Origin of the sequence: Kitasatospora griseola (genome assembly GCF_014648555.1) — a bacterium.
GTDB lineage: Bacteria > Actinomycetota > Actinomycetes > Streptomycetales > Streptomycetaceae > Kitasatospora > Kitasatospora griseola.
The window spans coordinates 63703-83440 of sequence record NZ_BMRI01000034.1 but is presented as its reverse complement, the minus strand read 5'-3'; the positions used below and the strand labels follow the sequence as shown (position 1 = coordinate 83440).

Sequence of the window (19738 nt, the reverse complement as noted above, 5' to 3'; positions counted from 1 at the left end):
CTGGCGGAGGACCCGGTGGCGGTGGCGCAGGGCTACGACCCGTCGGTGGGCTGGACGGACCTCGCGGAGGCCTCGTACGCGGTGGGCCGGGGCCTGCCGTGGGTGGCGTCGAACACGGACCTGTCGATCCCGACGGCGCGCGGCATCGCGCCGGGCAACGGGACGCTGGTGGCGGCCGTGTCGGCGGCGACCGGCGTGACGCCGGAGGTCGCGGGCAAGCCGCTGCCGCCGATGCACCGGGAGACGGTGCTGCGGACGGGCGCGAAGCGTCCGCTGGTGGTCGGCGACCGCCTCGACACCGACATCGAGGGCGCGTTCAACGGCGGTGTGGACTCGCTGCTGGTGTTCACCGGCGTCACCACGCCCGAACTGCTGCTCGCCGCCCCCGTGCAGCACCGTCCGACGTACCTGTCGGACGACCTGCGCGGCCTGCTGGAGTCGCAGCCGGTGGTGTCGGCGCTCGGCGGCGGCCGGTTCGGCTGCGGCGGCTGGGAGGCCGGCGTGGACGGCGGCGCGCTGACCCTGGACGGCGCGGGCGAGCGGATCGACGCCCTGCGGGCGCTGTGCGCGGCGGCCTGGACGTGGGCGGACGTGAACGGCGCGGCGCCGGAGACGGCGAAGGCGCTGGCGGCGCTGCCGGCGGTGCGCTGACCGCTGGTTGACGGCCCGTCACGGCTGGTGGTCCCCGGGGCGTTTCGGTCGTCCGGGGGATGTTGCGGGGTGCGTCGAGGGGCCGTGCGGGCGCTCGTGCTCGCGGCGACGGAGTGTTCCGGTGGAGCGGGACGGACGGTTCCTGGTGCTTCGGCGTGGGCGGTGGGCGGGAGGGCAGGTGGAGCAGCGCCTGTTTCCCGCCGGAGGCCCGTCCCCCGGCGGACGGTCCGGTGACCGAACTGCCGGGGGGCTTCCCGATCGGGGCGGGCGCGGTGCTCCTGCCTGCCGCCGACCGGGAGCAGGCGACCGGAGCGACCTGCGCGGGCGGCAGGTCCGAGGTCGCGGCCCCGCAGCGGGCGCAGCGCTGCGACTGTGCGTCGGGCTCAGAGCAGGCTGCGCAGGCGCAGCAGGTCGAGGAAGCTCGCGTCCAGCTTGAGGCGGCCGGTGGCCCAGGCGGTGGGGAAGGCCAGCGTGCCGTCGACCAGGGCGACCAGGTCGTGGCCGGTGGTGGTGAGCCGGATGTCGGCCTTGGCGGTGGGGGCGCCCGGGGCGTCGGTGATGCCGGTGAGCTGTCCGTCGGTGAGTCGCCCGGTGAAGGTCAGGTCGAGGTCGGTGACGTGGCAGCTGAGCGACCGGTCGAGGGCGGCGGCCTTGCGGACGTCGCCGTTCGCGCCGGCGAGGTTGCGGCTGAGCTGCTCCAGTGCGGTGCGACACTCCTCGATGGTGGCCATGGTGCGGCGTACTCCTGTCTCGGCGGTCGGTGCGGCGTCCCACGCTAACGCGCCGGGCGGGTGCGGTGGCCGGGTGGGGGGAATGGGGGCCGACCGTGGGGTGGGTGGGGCAGCCGGGTACGGGTGGGGGTAGGACGGGGTAGCGTCAAGGCGGGCAGTCGGTGCCCGCGGAGGAGGCGGTACGGATGCTGCGGGATGCGGTGCGGGGTGTGGTGGTGGTCGCGACGGAGCTCGCCGAGGAGGCGAGCCGCCGGGTGCTGGGCGCGGCCGAGGAGTTGCTCCAGCGGACCGGTGAACTGCCGCCCGGGGTCGAGCAGTTGCGGGTGCTGGCCGGGGAGGCCGTGACGGCCGGTCGGGCCGGGGTGGACCTGGTCGCGGGCGTCGCCAAGGGCGAGGCCGAGCGGGTGTTCGAGAAGGTCGGCGACCAGGTGGTGAAGGTCGGCGTGGTGCTGAGCTTCCTGGAGTCGAAGCTGCGCGAGGTCGACGAGCCGGCCGCCCCCGAGCCCGAGCCGGCCCCGAAGGAGCCGACGGTCCGTCCGGCCGCCCGGGCCCAGGGCCTGTTCGACGCCGGGTGGGACGCGGAGCCCGCGCCTGCCGGTGGAGCGTCGGACGAGGCGGCGCCGGCGGCGAAGCAGGCCCCCGCCCGCCGCGCACCGGCCCCCGGGAAGGCGACCGCCCGCAAGGGCGCGGCGGCCAAGCAGACGGCGGCGAAGCGCTCGGTGCCGCGGAAGGCTCCCGCGGAGGGCGGGGTGACGGCGACCCCGAAGACGGTGGCGAAGAAGGCCGCCGTGAAGAGGACCGCGGCGAAGAAGGCGGCCGTCGACAGCCCGTCGGCCCCGCTGCCCGCGGCGGCGAAGAAGACCGCACCGGCCAAGCGGACCGCGACCGCGAAGAAGGCCGCCACGGCGAAGAAGACCGCGACGGTGACGAAGGCCGCGACCGCGAAGAAGGCCGCACCGGCCAAGGCGGCGGCCGGGCGGGCCACGGCTGCTGACGGCGCGTCGGCCGGGAAGCCGGTGAAGAAGGCCGCCGCGCGGAAGCCCGCCGCGAAGCATGACACCGGGGACGCCGGGGGCACCGGCGGTGAGTGAGGTGCAGTGGACGGGGGAGCCGGAGGTGGACGAGGCGCTGGCCCGGCTGGGGGAGGCCGACGGGGTGGGGGCGGGGGAGCGGGTCGAGGTGTACGAAGATGTTCATGCGCGGCTCGCCGCGACCCTCGCGGCGCTGGACCGCGAGTGACGATTGCGGAATGTGGGAGCTGACGTAGCAGTGGCAGTGGCACGACGCCGTCTGGATGCGGAGCTGGTGCGGCGGAAGCTGGCCCGCTCGCGCGAGCATGCGAGCGAGCTGATCGCGGCGGGCCGGGTGACGGTGGGCGGCACGGTGGCGACGAAGCCGGCGACGCAGGTGGAGACGGCGGCGGCCGTGGTGGTCGCGAAGGACGACGCGGACCCGGACTACGTGTCGCGGGGCGGGCACAAGCTGGCGGGCGCGTTCGCCGCGTTCGTGCCGCAGGGCCTGGTCGTGGCGGGCCGCCGGGCGCTGGACGCGGGCGCGTCCACCGGCGGGTTCACCGACGTGCTGCTGCGCGCGGGCGCCGCGCACGTGCTGGCCGTGGACGTCGGCTACGGGCAGCTCGCCTGGTCGCTGCAGAGCGACGAGCGGGTGACGGTGATGGACCGCACCAACGTGCGGGAGCTGACCCCGGAGCTGATCGGCGGCACGCTCGTCGACCTGGTGGTGGGCGACCTGTCGTTCATCTCGCTGGGCCTGGTGCTGCCCGCGCTGGCCGGCTGCGCGGCGCCGGACGCCGACCTGGTGCTGATGGTCAAGCCGCAGTTCGAGATCGGCAAGGACCGGCTGGGTTCGGGCGGCGTGGTGCGCTCGCCGGAGCTGCGGGCCGAGACGATCCGTCAGGTCGCTTCGCAGGCCTGGCAGTTGGGCCTCGGCGTGCGCGCGGTGACGGCGTCGCCGCTGCCGGGGCCGTCGGGGAACGTGGAGTATTTCCTGTGGCTGCGCCGGGACGCGGGCGAGCTGGATCCGGCCGAGGCGGACCGGGCCGTGGCGGAGGGCCCCAAGTAGGGTACTTGGCAGGCGTCCGAGCGTTGCGCAGACTGGCATGCCGCGGCCGGGCCAGCAGGGTCCGGCAGGCGTAGGGAGAGGGCAGCGGGCAATGAGCGATCGTCGTACGGTCTTCCTGATCGCGCACACCGGCCGGGAGGCCGCCCTGCGCAGTGTCGAAGGGCTGGTGGACGGCCTGCTGAAGGCGGGGATCCGGATCCGGCTGCTGGAGGCGGAAGCGGTGGGCCTCGACCTGCCGGACGGGGTGGAGCTGGTGCCGGGCGGGCCGGGCGCGGCCGACGGCTGCGAACTGATCCTGGTCGCGGGCGGGGACGGCACCCTGCTACGGGGCGCGGAGCTGGCCCGCGAGTCGGGCCTGCCGATGCTCGGCATCAACCTGGGCCGGGTCGGCTTCCTCGCGGAGGCGGAACGCGACGACCTGGCGACGGTGGTCGACCGGGTGGTGGACGCCGACTACGCCGTCGAGGAGCGGATGACCATCGACGTGCTGGTGCGCACCAACGGCGATGTGCTGCACGAGGACTGGGCGCTGAACGAGGCCTCGGTGGAGAAGGCCGCGCGCGAACGGATGCTGGAGGTCGTCACCGAGGTCGACGGCCGCCCGGTGTCGAACTTCGGCTGCGACGGCGTGGTGCTGTCCACCCCGACCGGTTCGACGGCGTACGCGTTCTCCGGCGGCGGGCCGGTGGTGTGGCCGGAGGTGGAGGCGCTGCTGATGGTGCCGATCAGTGCGCACGCGCTGTTCGCCCGGCCGCTGGTGACCTCGCCGGACTCGGTGCTGGCGGTCGAGGTGCAGCCGAAGACGCCGCACGGGGTGCTGTGGTGCGACGGGCGACGCTCGGTCGAACTCCCGGCCGGAGCGCGGGTGGAGGTGCGGCGCGGCAAGACGCCGGTCCGGCTGGCCCGACTGCACCGGGCGCCGTTCACGGACCGGTTGGTCGCCAAGTTCGCACTGCCGGTGACGGGTTGGCGGGGGCGCGCGCAGGGAGCGTGAGGGCGCGAAACCAGGGAGAGCAACCTCAGGGGCGCGGGGAACTGCGCGACAAGCGCAAAGCCGGTCCGTAACGTCGCGAGCACGTGCAAGTGATTGTCCTGCGTCGCGATCTTGCGGCGGGGTGCCTTCCGATTCGCGCAGTTCCCCGCGCCCCTGGTGGTGCTACAGGCTGCACGGCTCTGGGTCCGCCGTCGTGAGCCTCTCGTTGCGGGCGAGTTCGGCGGCCTCCGCGATGCGGTGGAGGGCGTCGGGGACGTGGGCGGCGGGGAGGGTGAGGGGGAGGCGGAGGTACTCCTCGAACGCGCCGTCGATGCCGAAGCGGGCGCCGGAGGCGATGCGGACGCCGAGGCGTTCGCCGGCCCGGGCGAGGGCGGTGGCGGGGAGGCCGGGGGTGGCCACCCAGAGGGCGAGGCCGCCGGGTGGGAGGGTGAAGCGCCAGTGGGGGAAGTGCCGGGGCAGCGCTTCGGCGAAGGCTTCGGCGGTGGCGCGCAGGCCGGTGTGGCGGTCGGTGCGGACGGCGGGCAGGTGATCGGTCAGCAGGCGGGCGCAGATCAGTTGGTCGAGGACCGGGGTGCCGAGGTCGTACAGGGCCCGGTCGGTGGCCAACTTCCGTACCAGGGACGGTTGGGCGCGCAGCCAGCCGATCCGCAGGCCGGGCCAGAGCAGCTTGCCGGCCGAGCCGACGGTGATCACCCGGGCGTCGCGGTCGAGCGCGGCGAGCGGCCGGGGCAGCGCGGAGTCGTCGACGTTCCAGCCGAGTTCGGCGCAGGTCTCGTCGGCGAGGACGGCGGTGCCGGCGGCGCGGGCGTGGGCGAGCAGGTCGCGGCGCTGGTCCTCGTCGATGAGGGCGCCGGTGGGGTTCTGGAAGTCGGGGATGGCGGAGACGAGTTTCGGGGCGGCGCCGCGGAGCACCCGCTGCCACTGCGGGAGGTCCCAACCGGCCTGGCCGGTGCGGCCGGTGGTGAATGGGACGGGCACCAGGCGGGCGCCGAACCGGTCCAGGGCGCGCAGTGTGTTGGGGTAGCTGGGCGCTTCGACGGCGACCCGGTCGCCGCGGGTGAGCAGTGCGTGGTGGACCAGGTGCAGGGCGCTCATCGCGCCGGTGGTGATCAGGACCTGGTCGGGGCCGGTGGGCAGGCCGCGTTCGGTGTAGCGGCGGGCGACGGCCTCGCGCAGCACGGGCAGGCCGGTGGGGTAGGTGCCGTGGCCGGCGGCGTACGCGGGCAGCCGGTCGAGGGCGTGGGCGGCGGCCTCGGCGAGTTGCGGCGGCGCGGTGGGCGCGGCCAGGCCGAGGTCGAGTTCGGTGCCGGTCCGGTCGGGGGCGAGCGGGTGCAGGGTGTCGGCGGGCGGCCGGGTGCCGTCCGGCAGGGCCGTCCAGGAACCGGCGCCGCGCCGTGAGCGCAGGAAGCCGTCGGCGCGCAGCGCCTCGTACGCGGCGGCGACGGTGGTGCGGCTGAGGCGGAGCTCGGCGGCGAGTTCGCGTTCGGCGGGCAGCCGGGTGCCGGCCGGGAGGCGGCCGTCGGCGACCAGCCGGGACACCCGGTCGGCGAGCGCCCGGTAGGCGGGGCGGCCGCCGTCCGCCGGGGGCAGTTGGCGGGCCAGGGCGTGCGGGGTCAGCGTGCTGTGCCACTCGGCCATCGGAAATCAGTCCACTCGGATCGGATTGGCCCTGTCGGGTGCCCTTTTGGACCGCCCATAGTGACGGTCAGTGCCGAGGATCGGCAAGCACCGCACGAAAAGAGGTCCACCCGATGGCGGTCTCCCTGCCCCTGTCCGCGAACTCCACCGACCTTCCCCGCCGCCTGCTCCGACTGGCCGCCGGCCTGGTGCTGTACGGCGTCTCGATGGCCCTGGTGCTGCGCTCCTCGCTGGGCGGCAACCCGTGGGACGTCTTCCACCAGGGCCTGGCCCGGCACCTCGGCCTGAGCGTCGGCACCTGGGTGACGCTGGTCGGCCTGCTGGTGCTGCTGCTGTGGATACCGCTGCGGCAGAAGCCCGGCATCGGAACCGTCGGCAACGTCGCCGTGCTCGGCGTCGCGATGGACGCCACGCTGGCGCTGCTGCCGCACCCGCACGCGCTGGCCGCCCGGGTCCCGCTGCTGGCGACCGGCATCGTGCTCAACGCCGTGGCGACCGGCCTGTACATCGGCGCGCGGCTCGGCCCGGGCCCGCGCGACGGCCTGATGACCGGCCTGCACCGGCGCACCGGCCGCTCGGTGCGGCTGATCCGCACCGCGATCGAGTTGACCGTGCTGGCCGCCGGCATCGCCCTCGGCGGGACGTTCGGCGTCGGCACGGTCGCCTACGCGCTGGCGATCGGCCCGCTGGTGCAGTTCTTCCTGCCGCGTCTGACGGTGCCCGACCGGACCACCGGCGCCGCCACTGTCGGGTGAACCGGGGGGCGGTCGTCGCGAACCGACGGTGGAACCTCGTAAGGTCGTCTCCGTGTTGGACGAGATGCGGATACGGGATCTGGGTGTCATCGACGACGCGGTGGTCGAACTCGCGCCCGGTTTCACCGCCGTCACCGGTGAGACCGGCGCCGGCAAGACCATGGTGGTGACCAGCCTCGGGCTGCTGCTCGGCGGCCGGGCCGACCCGGCGCTGGTGCGCAACGGCTCCGAGCGGGCCGTCGTCGAGGGCCGGCTCGCCCTCGACCCGGACTCCGCGGTGGTCGCCCGGGCGGTCGAGGCGGGCGCCGAACTCGACGACGGCGAGCTGCTGATCAGCCGCACCGTCTCCGCCGAGGGCCGCTCCCGGGCGCACGTCGGCGGCCGCTCGGTGCCGGTCGGCCTGCTCGCCGAGCTCGGCGAGGACCTGATCGCCGTGCACGGCCAGACCGACCAGCAGCGGCTGCTGCGCCCGTCCCGGCAGCGCGGCGCGCTCGACCGGTACGCGGGCGAGGCCGTCGCCGAGCCGCTGGCCCGCTACCGCGAGGTGTACCGCGCCCTGCGCGAGGTCTCCGCGACGCTGGAGGAGCTGACCACCCGGGCCCGTGAGCGCGCCCAGGAGGCCGATCTGCTGCGCTTCGGCCTGGAGGAGATCGCCGCCGCCGAACCCGTCGTGGGGGAGGACGCCGAGCTGGCCGTGGAGGCCGAGCGCCTCGGCCACGCCGACGCGCTGTCCTCCGCCGCGACGCTCGCGCACGCCGCGCTGGCCGGCGACCCCGCCGACCCGGAGGCGGTCGACGCGGGCACCCTGCTCGCCCAGGCCCGCCGCGCCGTGGACGCCGTCCGCCACCACGACGAGCGCCTCGCGCAGCTCGCCGACCGGCTCGGCGAGGTCGGCTACCTGCTCGCCGACGTGGCCGGCGACCTCGCCGGGTACGCCGACGACCTGGACGCCGACCCGGTCCGGCTGGCCGCCGTCGAGGACCGCCGCGCTATCCTCGCCCACCTGGTGCGCAAGTACTCCGGCACCGAGGGCACCCTCGCCGAGGTGATCGCCTGGGCCGAGGCCGGCTCGGTGCGGTTGCTGGAGCTCGACGGCGACGACGAGCGGATCGACGAACTCGGTGCGCAGGAGAACGAGTTGCGCGCCCGGCTGGCCGACCTGGCGGCCGAGGTGTCGCAGGCCCGGCACGCCGCCGCCGACAAGTTCGCCGCCGCGGTCTCCGACGAGCTCGCCGAACTCGCCATGCCGCACGCCCGGGTGACGTTCGCGATCAGCCAGGTCGACGACCTGTCCGGCATCGAGGTCGACGGCCGCACGGTCTCCTACGGCCCGCACGGCGTCGACGAGGTCGAGGTGCTGCTCGCCCCGCACCCCGGCGCGCAGCCCCGCCCGATCGCCAAGGGCGCCTCCGGCGGCGAGCTGTCCCGCGTCATGCTGGCCGTCGAAGTGGTGTTCGCCGGCGCCGACCCGGTGCCGACCTACCTGTTCGACGAGGTCGACGCGGGCGTCGGCGGCAAGGCCGCCGTGGAGATCGGCCGCCGCCTGGCCAAGCTCGCCCGCAGCGCCCAGGTGGTGGTGGTCACCCACCTGCCGCAGGTCGCGGCGTTCGCCGACCGGCACCTGGTGGTGGAGAAGACCAACGACGGCGTCGTCACCCGCAGCGGCGTGAAGACCCTCAGCGACGAGGAGCGGGTGCGCGAGCTGTCCCGGATGCTGGCCGGCCTGGAGGATTCCGAGCTCGGCCGGGCGCACGCCGAGGAGCTGCTGGAAGCCGCCCGCACCGCCCGGGCCCGCTGACCCGCCGCTCTGCCGCGTCGCCCGGGCCCGTCCGGCCGGGCGACGCGCCCGCAGCGGTGCCGACTGTCCAAGAGGGCGACCGACCTGGCATCGTGGCGAGCGGACACCAGCTGACAACGAGTCGGAGCGAGAACGACGTGGACCATTCCGCCGCCCGGGCCACCGCGGCCCCCCAGCTGCACGTGGTGCTCGTCCTGGCCGCCGCGACGGGCGGGATCGGCGCGCACGTGCGCTCCCTGACGCAGGGTCTGGTCGCCCACGGGGTGACGGTGACGGTCTGCGCGCCCGAGGGCACCGACCGTCGGTACGGCTTCTCCGCGGCCGGCGCCCGCCTGCACACGGTCGACATCACCCCCACCTCGGGGGCCCGCTCCGACGCCGTCGCGATCGGCGAACTGCGCCGCGCGTTCACCGGCGCCGACATCGTCCACGCGCACGGCCTGCGGGCCGGCCTGCTGGCCGACCTGGCGCTGCGCACCGCCGGCCGGTTCCCCGGCATCCGCCCGGAGACCCCGCTGGTGGTCACCTCGCACCACGCGCTGCTCGCCACCGGCCTGGAGCGCCGCCTGCAGCGTCTGATGGAGCGCCGGGTGGTGCGGGCCGCCGACCTGGTCCTCGGCGCGTCCTCCGACCTGGTCGCCCGGGCCCGTGAACTGGGCGCCACCGACGCTCGGCTCGGCCCGGTCGCCGCCCCGCCGATGCCGCCCGCCGCGCTGGACCGGGCGGCGGCCCGCGCCGCGCTGCCCGGCGGCGACGACGGCCGCCCCGTGGTGCTGGCGATCGGCCGCCTGGTGGCGCAGAAGTGCTTCGCGCTGCTGCTGGACGCCGTCCCGCACTTCGCCGCGCCCGGCGGGTCGATGCCGCACGTGCTGCTGGCCGGCGACGGCCCCGAGCGGCAGGCGCTGGCCGAGCGGGTGCGCGCCGAGCGGCTGCCCGTGGAGGTGCTCGGCCACCGCGACGACATCGCCGAACTGCTGGCCGCCGCCGACCTGGTGGTGCTCTCCTCCCGTTGGGAGGCCCGTTCGCTGGTCGCCCAGGAGGCGATGCGGGCCGGTGTGCCGGTGGTCGCCACCGCCGTCGGCGGCGTCCCCGAACTGGTCGGCGACGCCGCCGTGCTGGTCCCGTTCGCCGACCCGCGGGCGCTCGGCGGCGCGGTCCGCGAGCTGCTCGGCGACGAGCAGCGGCGCGCCGAACTCGTCGCCGCCGGCCGCGCCCAGGCCCGCACCTGGCCGGACGAGGCCGCGACCGTCGCCCAGGTGCTGTCCGTCTACGACGAACTGGTGCAGCGTCAGAATTGACGTCCGGTCAGTCCGTGTGCAGGTTCAGCCCGCCCGCGGCGGTCAGCCGCAGCGCCGTGTCGATCAGCGGAACATGGCTGAACGCCTGGGGGAAGTTGCCGACCTGACGGCGCGTCCGGGAGTCCCACTCCTCGGCGAGCAGCCCCAGGTCGTTGCGGAGCGACAGCAGCCGTTCGAACAGTTCGCGGGCCTCGCCGACCCGGCCGATCATCGCCAGGTCGTCGGCCAGCCAGAACGAGCAGGCCAGGAACGCCCCTTCGTGCCCCGACAGCCCGTCGACGTTGTTGCCTTGTTCGTCGTGGGTCGGATACCTCAGCACGAAGCCGTCCTCGGTGGACAGTTCGCGCTGGATCGCCTCGATGGTGCCGATCACCCGCTTGTCGTCCGGCGGCAGGAAGCCGACCTGCGGGATCAGCAGCAGCGAGGCGTCCAGTTCCTTCCCGCCGTAGTACTGGGTGAAGGTGTTGCGCTCCGGGTCGTAGCCCTTGGCGCACACGTCGGCGTGGATCTCGGCGCGCAGCTTCTCCCAGCGCTCCGCCAGGCCCGGCGGCACGTTCTCCAGCTGCTCCAGCAGCTTCAGGGTGCGGTCGACGGCGACCCAGGCCATCACCTTGGAGTGCACGAAGTGCCGGCGCGGGCCGCGGACCTCCCAGATGCCCTCGTCGGGGTTGCGCCAGTGGTCCTCCAGGTACTCGATCAGGCGCAGCTGGAGCTGGTGGGCGTGGTCGTGCCGGGCCAGGCCGGACATGGTGGCCAGGTGCAGGGCCTCGACGACCTCGCCGTACACGTCGAGCTGGAGCTGCCCGGCGGCGCCGTTGCCGACCCGGACCGGGCGGGAGTCCTCGTAGCCGGGCAGCCAGTCGAGTTCGGACTCGGTGAGTTCGCGCTCCCCGGCGATGCCGTACATGATCTGCAGGTTCTCCGGGTCGCCGGCCACCGCGCGCAGCAGCCACTCGCGCCAGGCGCGGGCCTCGTCGCGGTAGCCGGTGCGCAGGAGCGACGACAGGGTGATCGCGGCGTCCCGCAGCCAGGTGTAGCGGTAGTCCCAGTTGCGTTCGCCGCCGAGGTCCTCGGGCAGCGAGGTGGTGGGGGCGGCGACGATGCCGCCGGTGGGGGCGTAGGTGAGGGCCTTCAGGGTGATCAGCGAGCGGACCACGGCCTCCCGGTAGGGGCCCTGGTGGCGGCACTGCTCGACCCACTCGCGCCAGAAGCGCTCGGTGTTCGCGAGCGCGTCCTCGGCGTCCGGCGGCGCGGGGGCCGCCTCGTGCGAGGCCTGCCAGGTCAACCCGAAGGCGATCCGTTCACCGACGGTGACGGTGAAGTCGGCGTACGTGGTCAGGTCGCGGCCGTAGGTCTCGGCCCGGCCGTCCAGCCACACCGAGTCGGGGCCGGCCACGGCGACGGTGCGGTGGCCGCCCTCGGGCTGCTCGACCCGGTGCACCCAGGGCACGACCCGGCCGTAGCTGAACCGCATCCGCACCGCCGAGCGCATCCGGACGGTGCCGGCCAGGCCTTCCACGATCCGGATCATCTGCGGCACGTCGGGGGTGCCGAGCAGGTGGCGCGGCGGCATGAAGTCGGTCACCCGGACGGTGCCGCCCTGGGTGTCCCACTCCTGTTCGAGGATCAGCGAGTCGCCCCGGTAGCGGCGCCGGTCGCAGGGCAGCGCGGGCGCGGCTGCCGTCTCCGGCGGGACGGCCGGCTCGTCCGCGTCCAGCAGGGTGCGGCGCGGCGGGGCGGGGGCGGGTGGCGGCTCGACCGGCAGCGCCGGGCCGATCCGCCAGAAGCCGTGCTCGTCGGTGCCGAGCAGCCCCGCGAACACCGCCGGCGAGTCGAACCGCGGCAGGCACAGCCAGTCGACCGCGCCGTCCCGGCGGACCAGTGCGGCCGTCTGCATGTCCCCGATGAGCGCGTAGTCCTCGATGCGACCGGCCATGGCTCTCCGTTCCCAGCGGCCCAGCGTGCCCCGGCGGCGGTGCGCGAGGGGCGGGCGAGGATGTCGACGTTTGAGCAGAATACGTGGATTCGGGTGTTTCGGGCGCAGGTACGCGCCCCGTCCGCCTGCCCACTCCCCTTGTGCCGCAAGCCCTCCGGGCCGGTTTCCGACCATCCGGCTGCGCCGTCCGGCCGACGCGCCGGAGCCCTCTCCACCCGGACGCGGGCGAGCACTCGCCGGGGCACTGATACGCTGGTATCCCGTGGAACTGGTGGGAACGAGGGCCGGGAGCCCCTCCACCGGCGTCACTCTCCGACACGACACCCACGGGAGCCCCCTCTTGGCACAGCCCCATTCCGGCAAGTCGGCCAACGGCCGCGCCGTGACGACCAAGCACCTCTTCGTCACCGGGGGTGTCGCCTCTTCGCTCGGCAAGGGCCTCACCGCCTCGAGCCTCGGCGCCCTGCTCAAGGCCCGCGGCCTGCGCGTGACCATGCAGAAGCTCGACCCGTACCTCAACGTGGACCCGGGCACCATGAACCCGTTCCAGCACGGTGAGGTCTTCGTCACCGACGACGGCGCCGAGACCGACCTCGACATCGGTCACTACGAGCGTTTCCTCGACACCAACCTGCACGGCTCGGCGAACGTCACCACCGGCCAGGTCTACTCCACCGTGATCGCCAAGGAGCGGCGCGGCGAGTACCTCGGCGACACCGTCCAGGTCATCCCGCACATCACCAACGAGATCAAGTCCCGGATCCGCCGGATGGCGACCGAGGACGTCGACGTGGTCATCACCGAGGTCGGCGGCACCGTCGGCGACATCGAGTCGCTGCCGTTCCTGGAGGCCGTCCGCCAGGTCCGCCACGAGGTCGGCCGGGACAACGTCTTCTTCGTGCACGTCTCGCTGCTGCCGTACATCGGCCCGTCCGGCGAGCTCAAGACCAAGCCCACCCAGCACTCGGTGGCCGCGCTGCGCAACATCGGCATCCAGCCCGACGCGATCGTGCTGCGCGCCGACCGCGAGGTGCCGCAGGCCATCAAGCGCAAGATCTCGCTGATGTGCGACGTCGACGAGGAGGCCGTGGTCGCCGCGATCGACGCCAAGTCGATCTACGACATCCCCAAGGTCCTGCACGCCGAGAACCTGGACGCCTACGTGGTGCGCCGCCTCGACCTGCCGTTCCGCGACGTCGACTGGACCACCTGGGACGACCTGCTGCGCCGCGTCCACGAGCCGCAGCACGTGGTCAAGGTCGCCCTGGTCGGCAAGTACATCGACCTGCCCGACGCCTACCTGTCGGTGACCGAGGCGCTGCGCGCCGGCGGCTTCGCCAACAACGCCCGGGTCGAGATCAAGTGGGTCACCTCCGACGACTGCGAGACCCCCGAGGGCGCGCAGGAGCAGCTCGGCGACGTCGACGCGATCTGCATCCCTGGCGGGTTCGGCGACCGCGGTGTGGACGGCAAGGTCGCCGCGATCACCTACGGCCGTGAGAACAAGATCCCGCTGCTCGGCCTCTGCCTGGGTCTGCAGTGCGTGGTCATCGAGGCCGCCCGCAACCTGGCCGGCCTGCCCGAGGCGAACTCCACCGAGTTCGACTCGGCCGCGAAGTACCCCGTCATCTCGACCATGGCCGAGCAGCTCGCCATCGTCGACGGCAAGGGCGACCTGGGCGGCACCATGCGCCTGGGCCTGTACCCGGCGAAGCTCGCCGAGGGCTCGATCGTGCGCGAGGTGTACGGCGGCGAGCAGTACGTCGAGGAGCGCCACCGCCACCGCTACGAGGTCAACAACGCGTACCGCGCCGACCTGGAGAAGACCGGCCTGCAGTTCTCCGGCCTCTCCCCGAAGGGCGACCTGGTCGAGTACGTCGAGTACCCGCGCGAGGTCCACCCCTACCTGGTCGCCACCCAGGCCCACCCCGAGCTGAAGTCCCGCCCGACCCGGCCGCACCCGCTGTTCGCGGGCCTGGTCGCCGCGGCGATCGACCGCAAGGTCGGCTGACGGCCTGTCTGCATGCGTGAAGCCGCCCGTCCCGGAGTTCGCTCCGGGGCGGGCGGCTTCGGCGTGTCGGGGCGGCTCCGTCCGCTAGATTGTGTCGGACTGACGAGAAGGGGTGGTGCCCGGTGACCGGGATGCGCGACGTGGCCGAGGAATGGGACGTCCGGGACGGACGGACGCCCTTCCAGGGCAGGATGACCGGGATGCGCTCCGAGCAGGTGCGGATGCCCGACGGCAGCTGGGCCCAGCGCGACTACCAACTCCACCCCGGTTCGGTGGGCGTCCTCGCCGTCGACGAGCAGGCCCGGGTCCTCGTCCTGCGCCAGTACCGGCACCCCGTCCGGCACCGGCTCTGGGAACTGCCCGCCGGACTCCTCGACGTGCCCGGGGAGAACCCGCTGCACGCCGCCCAGCGCGAACTCTTCGAAGAGGCCCACTGCAAGGCCGGCGCCTGGCGCGTCCTGGTCGACTTCTACACCTCGCCCGGCGGCAGCAACGAGGCCCTGCGGCTGTTCCTCGCCACCGACCTGTCCGAGGCCGAGGGGGAGCGGTACGCCGCCCACGGCGAGGAACTGGAACTGGAATCCGCCTGGGTCCCGCTCGAACAACTCCTCGACCTGGTCCTGGCCGGCGAACTCCACAACCCCACCCTGGTCACCGGTGCCCTCGCCCTCCACGCCACCCTCGCCCGCGGCGGCATCGACACCCTCCGCCCGGCCGACGCGCCCTGGCCGGCCCGGCCGTTCTGAGACGTCGCTCCGCGGGTCGCTCCGCGGGGTCGACGGGGTGGTGGGCGCGCTCCCGCGCTCCGCGCGGGGATGAGGGCGGGGAGAGGGCACGCTCCGCGCGGGCGGGCCGGGGCGTGCCCTTCGGGCTTCCCTCCTTCCGTCCTGCGCGGAGCGCGTTTGCCGGGTTGGGCCGGGGGGGTGGTGTGGGGGTTGGCGGGACCGGGGTGTCTCGGCGTGGCGGGGTGGCCGAACTACGCTTCGCGAACAGGGCCCGGTGTGCGGGTCCGGGGCGCTGGGCGACGGGTCGGGAGTGGCGCGGGTGGCGAGGGATACGGCGGCGGTGGCCGAGGCGGCCCGGATCTTCGACGCGTTGCCTGCGGGCGCCCGGCCGTTCGGGGGGCGTACGGCGGAGCTGGCGGCGCTGACGGTGGCCGCGGGACGGCCGTCGTCGGGGCGGGGGCGGCTGTCGGTGCTGGCGGGACGACCGGGTTCGGGCCGCACCGCGCTGGCCGTGCAGTGGGCCCGCAGCGTCGCCGCGGACTACCCGGACGGGCTGCTGTACGCGCGGCTGTCGGCGCCGGACGGGACGAGGGTGGGCTCGGGGCGGGCCGCCCGGATGCTGCTGGACCAGCTCGGTGAACGGCCCGGCCTGGCGCTGCTGCCCGGCGCCGCCGAGGAGGACCCGGCGTGCGAGGCGCTGCGCGAGGCCCTGGCCTCGCGGCGGGCGCTGCTGCTGCTGGACGACGTGCGGGACACCGGCCAGGTGTGGCCGCTGCTCGCGGAGAAGACCGAGTCGCTGCTGCTGGCGACCACCTCGGGGCCGTTGACCGGCATCGACGGCATCGATCCGGTGATCCTGGGCGGGCTGGAGCACCGGGCGACCCTCGACCTGCTGTCCGCGCTGGTCGGCGGCACCCGGATCTCCTGCGATCCGGTCGGCGCGGCCGAGCTCGCGGAGGCGTGCGCCAACCGCCCGGCGGCGTTGCGGCTGGCCGCGGGCTGGTTGCGCAGCGAGCCCCGGCTGCCCGTCACCGAGGCCGCCGAGCGGCTGCGGCGTCCGCCGGAACAGCCCGCGCGGGAGCGCTCCCGCGCGGAGGCGGCGGAGCAGCCGGACACCGTGCCGGTGGTGGAGGGCGACCCGCTGCGGGGGGCGTTCGAGCCCGCGTACCGGCGGCTGCCGACCGCCCGGGCGCGGCTGTTGCGGCTGTGCACGCTGGCGCCCGGCCAGCAGGTCGACCTGCGGACCGCGTCGGCGCTGGTGGGCTGTCCGGCGCCGGAGGCCGGGTCGCACCTGGCGGCGCTGGCCGAGTTGGAGCTGATGGAGCGGGAGCCGGCGGCCGCCGACGGCACCGAGCGCTACCGGGTGCCGGGGCGGCTGTACGGGCGGCTGGTGGAGCTGCGCGCCGAGCTGGACCGGCCGTCCGAGCTGGAGCTGGCCCGGGCCCGGCTGCTGGAGCGGCTGGTGCGGCTGGTCGATTCGGCGCGGCTGCTGCTGGACCCGGCGGCCGGCCCGAACCCCGACCCGCTGCCGGGGCCGCTGCGGCTGCGTTCGGCGGCGCACGCCGGGCAGTGGCTGCTGGGGGAACGTGAGCAACTTCTCGCCGCTGTCGCGGACGCCGTCGGCCAGGGCGACCTGGACGGCACCGCGGGCCGTCTGGTGGCGGCGCTGCTGCGGGCCCTGCCGCTGACCGGGGAGGCCGCGCCGGCGGACCTGCACGCGCTGCACGAGTCGGTGCTCAAGGTCGCCGAGCGGCAGGGCGCCCCGCGCCGGGCCGCCGCCGCGCTGCTCAACCTCGGCGACCTGCAGGCGGACGCGGACCGCTGGGAGCAGGCCGCCGAGCGCTACCGCCGGGCGGTGGAGCTGTTCCGGGGCGCGGGCGACGAGGGCGGCTGTGCCCGGGCGCTGGAGGGGGTGGGCCACTGCCACCGGGCGCTGGGCGATCCGCTGCGGGCCGCCGACGCGTACGGGCGGGCGCTGGTGCTGCGGCAGGCGGTCGGCGACCAGGTCACGGAGGCCCGGCTGCTGGTGCGGGTGGCGGAGGCGCACACCGCGCTGCGGCGCTTCGAGGAGGCGCTGCGGGAGTACCGCTCGGCGGCGGCGGTGCTGCGCCGGATCGGCGACCGGGCGGGCGAGCAGCAGGTCGCGGGGCTGGCCGCGCGGCTGCGGCAGCACCTGGGCCAGGAGGGGTTTCGTCCACTTTCGGAGTAGTGTCTTGAGTGCGGAGTTCGCCCCGCAATGTGGCCTCAGGAAGCCTGCAAGCCTACGAACTTGCCAATGAGTCGAGCTGATTTGTTCGCTTTGGAAGGCTGACGCGCTTCCTGGACTTCATTACAATCGAACTCAGTCGCGCATGGATCCATGCACCGGTTGTCCCGTTGTGCCCCCCCTTGTGCGCGTCGCCCCGCCGGTCTTCCCCCGGTAGGTTCCCCATGGCAAGAGGACGTGTTAGCCGTGAAGGTCGGCATCCCCCGCGAGGTCAAGAACCACGAGTACCGCGTGGCCATCACGCCTGCCGGTGTGCATGAGCTGGTCCGCAACGGACACGAGGTCGTCATCGAGGACAACGCCGGTGTCGGCTCCTCGATCCCCAACGAGGAGTACGTGGCCGCCGGCGCCACCATCCTCCCCACCGCCGACGAGGTGTGGGCCGCGGCCGACATGATCCTCAAGGTGAAGGAGCCCATCGCGTCGGAGTACCACCGACTGCGCAAGGGCCAGACCCTCTTCACCTACCTGCACCTGGCGGCCGACCGCCCGGGCACGGACGCGCTGCTCGCCTCCGGCACCACCGCCATCGCGTACGAGACCGTGCAGCTGGCGAACGGCGCCCTGCCGCTGCTGGCCCCGATGTCCGAGGTCGCGGGCCGCCTGGCCCCGCAGGTCGGCTCGTACCACCTGATGCGTCCGGCCGGCGGCCGCGGCACCCTGCCCGGCGGCGTGCCCGGCACCCACTCGGCCAAGGCCGTCGTCATCGGCGGTGGCGTCTCCGGCTGGCACGCGGCCACCATCGCCATTGGCATGGGCTACGACGTGACCCTGCTGGACCGCGACATCAACAAGCTGCGCGAGGCCGACAAGATCTTCGGCAACAAGATCAAGGCCATCGTCTCCAACTCCTTCGAGCTGGAGAAGGCCGTCGTCGAGGCCGACCTGGTCATCGGCGCCGTGCTGATCCCGGGCGCCAAGGCCCCGAAGCTCGTCACCAACGAGCTGGTCTCCCGCATGAAGCCGGGCTCCGTGCTCGTCGACATCGCCATCGACCAGGGCGGCTGCTTCGAGGACTCGCACCCCACCACGCACGCCGAGCCGACCTTCCAGGTCCACAACTCGGTCTTCTACTGCGTGGCGAACATGCCGGGCGCCGTCCCGAACACCTCCACCTACGCGCTCACCAACGCTACCCTGCCGTACGTGGTGGAGCTGGCGAACCGTGGCTGGAAGGACGCGCTGCGCCGCGACGCCGCGCTCGCCAAGGGCCTGAACGTGCACGAGGGCCAGATCACCTTCCCGGCCGTCGCCGAGGCCTTCGGCCTGGAGTCGGTCTCGCTGGAGAGCGTCCTCGCCTGACGCCCCGCACCCGCTGTCGCCCCCGGCCGTCCGTCCTGTTCGGTCCGGGGGCTTCGGCATGCCCGAAGCAGCCCCGGGGTTTCGCCGAGGCGCTCGGAGGTGTCCACGGCCGGTCAATTCCGGTGCGGTTTGTCACCCGCTCTGTCGACAAGGACACCTGACGCCCCCTCACGGCCCGCCGCCTGCGCGGAAACGTTAGGGTCGTCTCTTGACACGGGGTGGGTGAGTGGCCGACACAACCGGCCCACTACCGTGGATTGTGTTGCTGCGAATGCCCGAAACGGCCTAGAGTCGCAAACCGTTGGCATGCTGCCACGCTGACGAATCGACATAGAGTCCTGGATGTCCAAGGAGGTAAGACGACTTGTGAATGAGTCGACATTTGCTCCCGGGGGTGGTCAGCCAGGACTGGCGGAGCTCTCCGCCGGGCAGCCGAACGAGGAAGCCCGGCACGCCACGGTGGGTGCGCAGGAGGTCGGCTCGGTCGCGGTCCGCACCTTCGAGGCGCGTCAGAGCGCGGCGACAGCCGCCACCGACTACGACGCCGACTTCGCGGCGTACGGCCTGGCCTACAACGAGCTCGGCTACGGGCCCTACGACGACCCGGACGCCGAGTACGAGCCCGACCCCGAGTACGCCGCCACGCTGGCCCCCGACGCGGCCCGCCAGCGCCGCGAGCGGGTCGGCCCGACCGGCCGTCCGCTGCCGTACTTCCCGATTCCCGCGCCGATCGCCGAGCACGGCCCCGCGCAGATCATCGCGATGTGCAACCAGAAGGGCGGAGTCGGCAAGACCACCTCCACCATCAACCTGGGCGCCGCACTCGCCGAGTACGGCCGCCGGGTCCTGCTGGTGGACTTCGACCCGCAGGGCGCGCTCTCCGTCGGCCTCGGCGTCAACCCGATGGAACTCGACGTCACGGTCTACAACCTGCTCATGGAGCGGGGCCTGACGGCCGATGAGGTCCTGCTGAAGACCGCCATCCCCGGCATGGACCTGCTGCCGTCCAACATCGACCTGTCCGCCGCCGAGGTGCAGCTGGTCAGCGAGGTCGCCCGCGAGTCCGCGCTGGCCCGCGCGCTCAAGCCGCTGCTTCCCGACTACGACTACGTCATCATCGACTGCCAGCCCTCGCTGGGCCTGCTGACGGTCAATGCCCTGACGGCCGCTCACAGCGTCATCGTGCCGCTGGAGTGCGAGTTCTTCGCGCTGCGCGGCGTCGCGCTGCTCACCGAGACCATCGAGAAGGTCTGCGAGCGGCTCAACCCCGAACTGCGCCTGGACGGCATCCTCGCCACCATGTACGACTCCCGCACCGTGCACTCGCGCGAGGTGCTGGCCCGGGTCGTCGAGGCGTTCGGCGAACACGTCTTCCACACCGTCATCGGACGGACCGTCAGGTTCCCCGAGACCACCGTGGCCGGCGAGCCGATCACCACCTACGCCACCAACTCGGTCGGCGCGGCCGCCTACCGACAGCTCGCCAGGGAGGTGCTCGACCGGTGCCGCCCCGTCGAGTGAGCCTCCCGGGGGCCGACGAACTGTTCCGGG

At 74.1% G+C, this 19738-nt stretch carries 16 protein-coding genes; 13 read left to right on the top strand and 3 right to left on the bottom strand.

Features of this window, described 5'->3' with window-relative positions:
- Positions 1-651: HAD hydrolase-like protein (locus tag IEZ12_RS39355; RefSeq protein ID WP_229848315.1), on the top strand; the 651-nt coding region annotated here is incomplete at its 5' end.
- A 383-nt stretch (positions 652-1034) separates the two neighbouring features.
- Here the strand turns inward: IEZ12_RS39355 and IEZ12_RS30350 are convergent.
- The gene (locus IEZ12_RS30350; protein WP_189276540.1) at positions 1035-1382 is read right to left on the bottom strand and encodes an SCP2 sterol-binding domain-containing protein; all 348 of its coding nucleotides are present in this window, start codon (positions 1380-1382) and stop codon (positions 1035-1037) included.
- Between the two features lie 185 nt (positions 1383-1567).
- On the opposite strand from IEZ12_RS30350, the gene IEZ12_RS30345 reads away from it, so the two are divergent.
- The 4 genes from IEZ12_RS30345 to IEZ12_RS30330 all read left to right on the top strand — a co-directional run bounded on the left by IEZ12_RS30345 (position 1568) and on the right by IEZ12_RS30330 (position 4458).
- Complete coding sequence (locus tag IEZ12_RS30345; RefSeq protein ID WP_189276538.1) at positions 1568-2473, top strand: hypothetical protein; 906 nt, start codon at positions 1568-1570, stop codon at positions 2471-2473.
- Positions 2466-2621 carry a hypothetical protein gene (locus tag IEZ12_RS30340; protein ID WP_189276536.1) on the top strand — a complete coding sequence of 52 codons (156 nt, stop codon included), beginning with the start codon at positions 2466-2468 and terminating at the stop codon, positions 2619-2621. The genes IEZ12_RS30345 and IEZ12_RS30340 overlap by 8 nt, the downstream gene beginning before the upstream one ends.
- A gap of 36 nt (positions 2622-2657) precedes the next feature.
- The gene (locus IEZ12_RS30335; RefSeq protein ID WP_043910232.1) at positions 2658-3464 is read left to right on the top strand and encodes a TlyA family RNA methyltransferase; all 807 of its coding nucleotides are present in this window, start codon (positions 2658-2660) and stop codon (positions 3462-3464) included.
- A 91-nt stretch (positions 3465-3555) separates the two neighbouring features.
- Complete coding sequence (locus IEZ12_RS30330; protein WP_043910233.1) at positions 3556-4458, top strand: NAD kinase; 903 nt, start codon at positions 3556-3558, stop codon at positions 4456-4458.
- A 162-nt stretch (positions 4459-4620) separates the two neighbouring features.
- On the opposite strand, the gene yczR is transcribed toward IEZ12_RS30330, so the two are convergent.
- Complete coding sequence (gene yczR / locus IEZ12_RS30325; protein ID WP_189276534.1) at positions 4621-6096, bottom strand: MocR-like transcription factor YczR; 1476 nt, start codon at positions 6094-6096, stop codon at positions 4621-4623.
- A 113-nt stretch (positions 6097-6209) separates the two neighbouring features.
- Between yczR and yczE the strand changes: the two genes are divergently transcribed.
- The 3 genes from yczE (at position 6210) to IEZ12_RS30310 (ending at position 9947) form a co-directional block, all read left to right on the top strand.
- Complete coding sequence (gene yczE / locus IEZ12_RS30320) at positions 6210-6851, top strand: membrane protein YczE (protein ID WP_189276532.1); 642 nt, start codon at positions 6210-6212, stop codon at positions 6849-6851.
- A gap of 64 nt (positions 6852-6915) precedes the next feature.
- Positions 6916-8649 (top strand): DNA repair protein RecN, encoded by a 1734-nt coding sequence (gene recN / locus IEZ12_RS30315; RefSeq protein ID WP_189276562.1) that lies wholly within the window; start codon positions 6916-6918, stop codon positions 8647-8649.
- A gap of 137 nt (positions 8650-8786) precedes the next feature.
- Positions 8787-9947, top strand: a complete 1161-nt coding sequence (locus IEZ12_RS30310) for a glycosyltransferase family 4 protein (protein ID WP_189276530.1) — start codon at positions 8787-8789, stop codon at positions 9945-9947.
- A 7-nt stretch (positions 9948-9954) separates the two neighbouring features.
- On the opposite strand, the gene IEZ12_RS30305 is transcribed toward IEZ12_RS30310, so the two are convergent.
- On the bottom strand, positions 9955-12057 hold the full coding sequence (locus IEZ12_RS30305; protein WP_268250282.1) for a glycoside hydrolase family 15 protein: 2103 nt from the start codon (positions 12055-12057) through the stop codon (positions 9955-9957).
- A gap of 166 nt (positions 12058-12223) precedes the next feature.
- On the opposite strand from IEZ12_RS30305, the gene pyrG reads away from it, so the two are divergent.
- From pyrG to IEZ12_RS30280, 5 genes are all read left to right on the top strand, one after another.
- Positions 12224-13894, top strand: coding sequence for a CTP synthase (gene pyrG / locus IEZ12_RS30300; RefSeq protein WP_304528206.1), 1671 nt, complete (start codon positions 12224-12226; stop codon positions 13892-13894).
- A 131-nt stretch (positions 13895-14025) separates the two neighbouring features.
- Positions 14026-14640 (top strand): NUDIX domain-containing protein, encoded by a 615-nt coding sequence (locus IEZ12_RS30295; RefSeq protein ID WP_189276560.1) that lies wholly within the window; start codon positions 14026-14028, stop codon positions 14638-14640.
- Positions 14641-14938: 298 nt separating this feature from the next.
- Entirely contained in the window at positions 14939-16828 is a 1890-nt protein-coding gene (locus IEZ12_RS40190; protein ID WP_189276526.1) for a tetratricopeptide repeat protein, read from the top strand.
- Between the two features lie 243 nt (positions 16829-17071).
- A complete protein-coding gene (gene ald, locus IEZ12_RS30285) occupies positions 17072-18187 on the top strand; it encodes an alanine dehydrogenase (RefSeq protein ID WP_043910240.1) in 1116 nt (371 codons plus the stop codon).
- Positions 18188-18646: 459 nt separating this feature from the next.
- Positions 18647-19708, top strand: coding sequence for a ParA family protein (locus tag IEZ12_RS30280; protein ID WP_035867306.1), 1062 nt, complete (start codon positions 18647-18649; stop codon positions 19706-19708).
- Positions 19709-19738: the final 30 nt, after the last annotated feature.

Coding starts and splice junctions, on each gene's coding strand:
- IEZ12_RS30350 (WP_189276540.1), bottom strand. CDS start 1,382: ATGGCCACCATCGAGGAGTGTCGCACCGCACTGGAGCAGCTCAGCCGC.
- IEZ12_RS30345 (WP_189276538.1), top strand. CDS start 1,568: ATGCTGCGGGATGCGGTGCGGGGTGTGGTGGTGGTCGCGACGGAGCTC.
- IEZ12_RS30330 (WP_043910233.1), top strand. CDS start 3,556: ATGAGCGATCGTCGTACGGTCTTCCTGATCGCGCACACCGGCCGGGAG.
- yczR (WP_189276534.1), bottom strand. CDS start 6,096: ATGGCCGAGTGGCACAGCACGCTGACCCCGCACGCCCTGGCCCGCCAA.
- yczE (WP_189276532.1), top strand. CDS start 6,210: ATGGCGGTCTCCCTGCCCCTGTCCGCGAACTCCACCGACCTTCCCCGC.
- recN (WP_189276562.1), top strand. CDS start 6,916: ATGCGGATACGGGATCTGGGTGTCATCGACGACGCGGTGGTCGAACTC.
- IEZ12_RS30305 (WP_268250282.1), bottom strand. CDS start 12,057: ATGGTCGGAAACCGGCCCGGAGGGCTTGCGGCACAAGGGGAGTGGGCA.
- IEZ12_RS30295 (WP_189276560.1), top strand. CDS start 14,026: ATGCGCGACGTGGCCGAGGAATGGGACGTCCGGGACGGACGGACGCCC.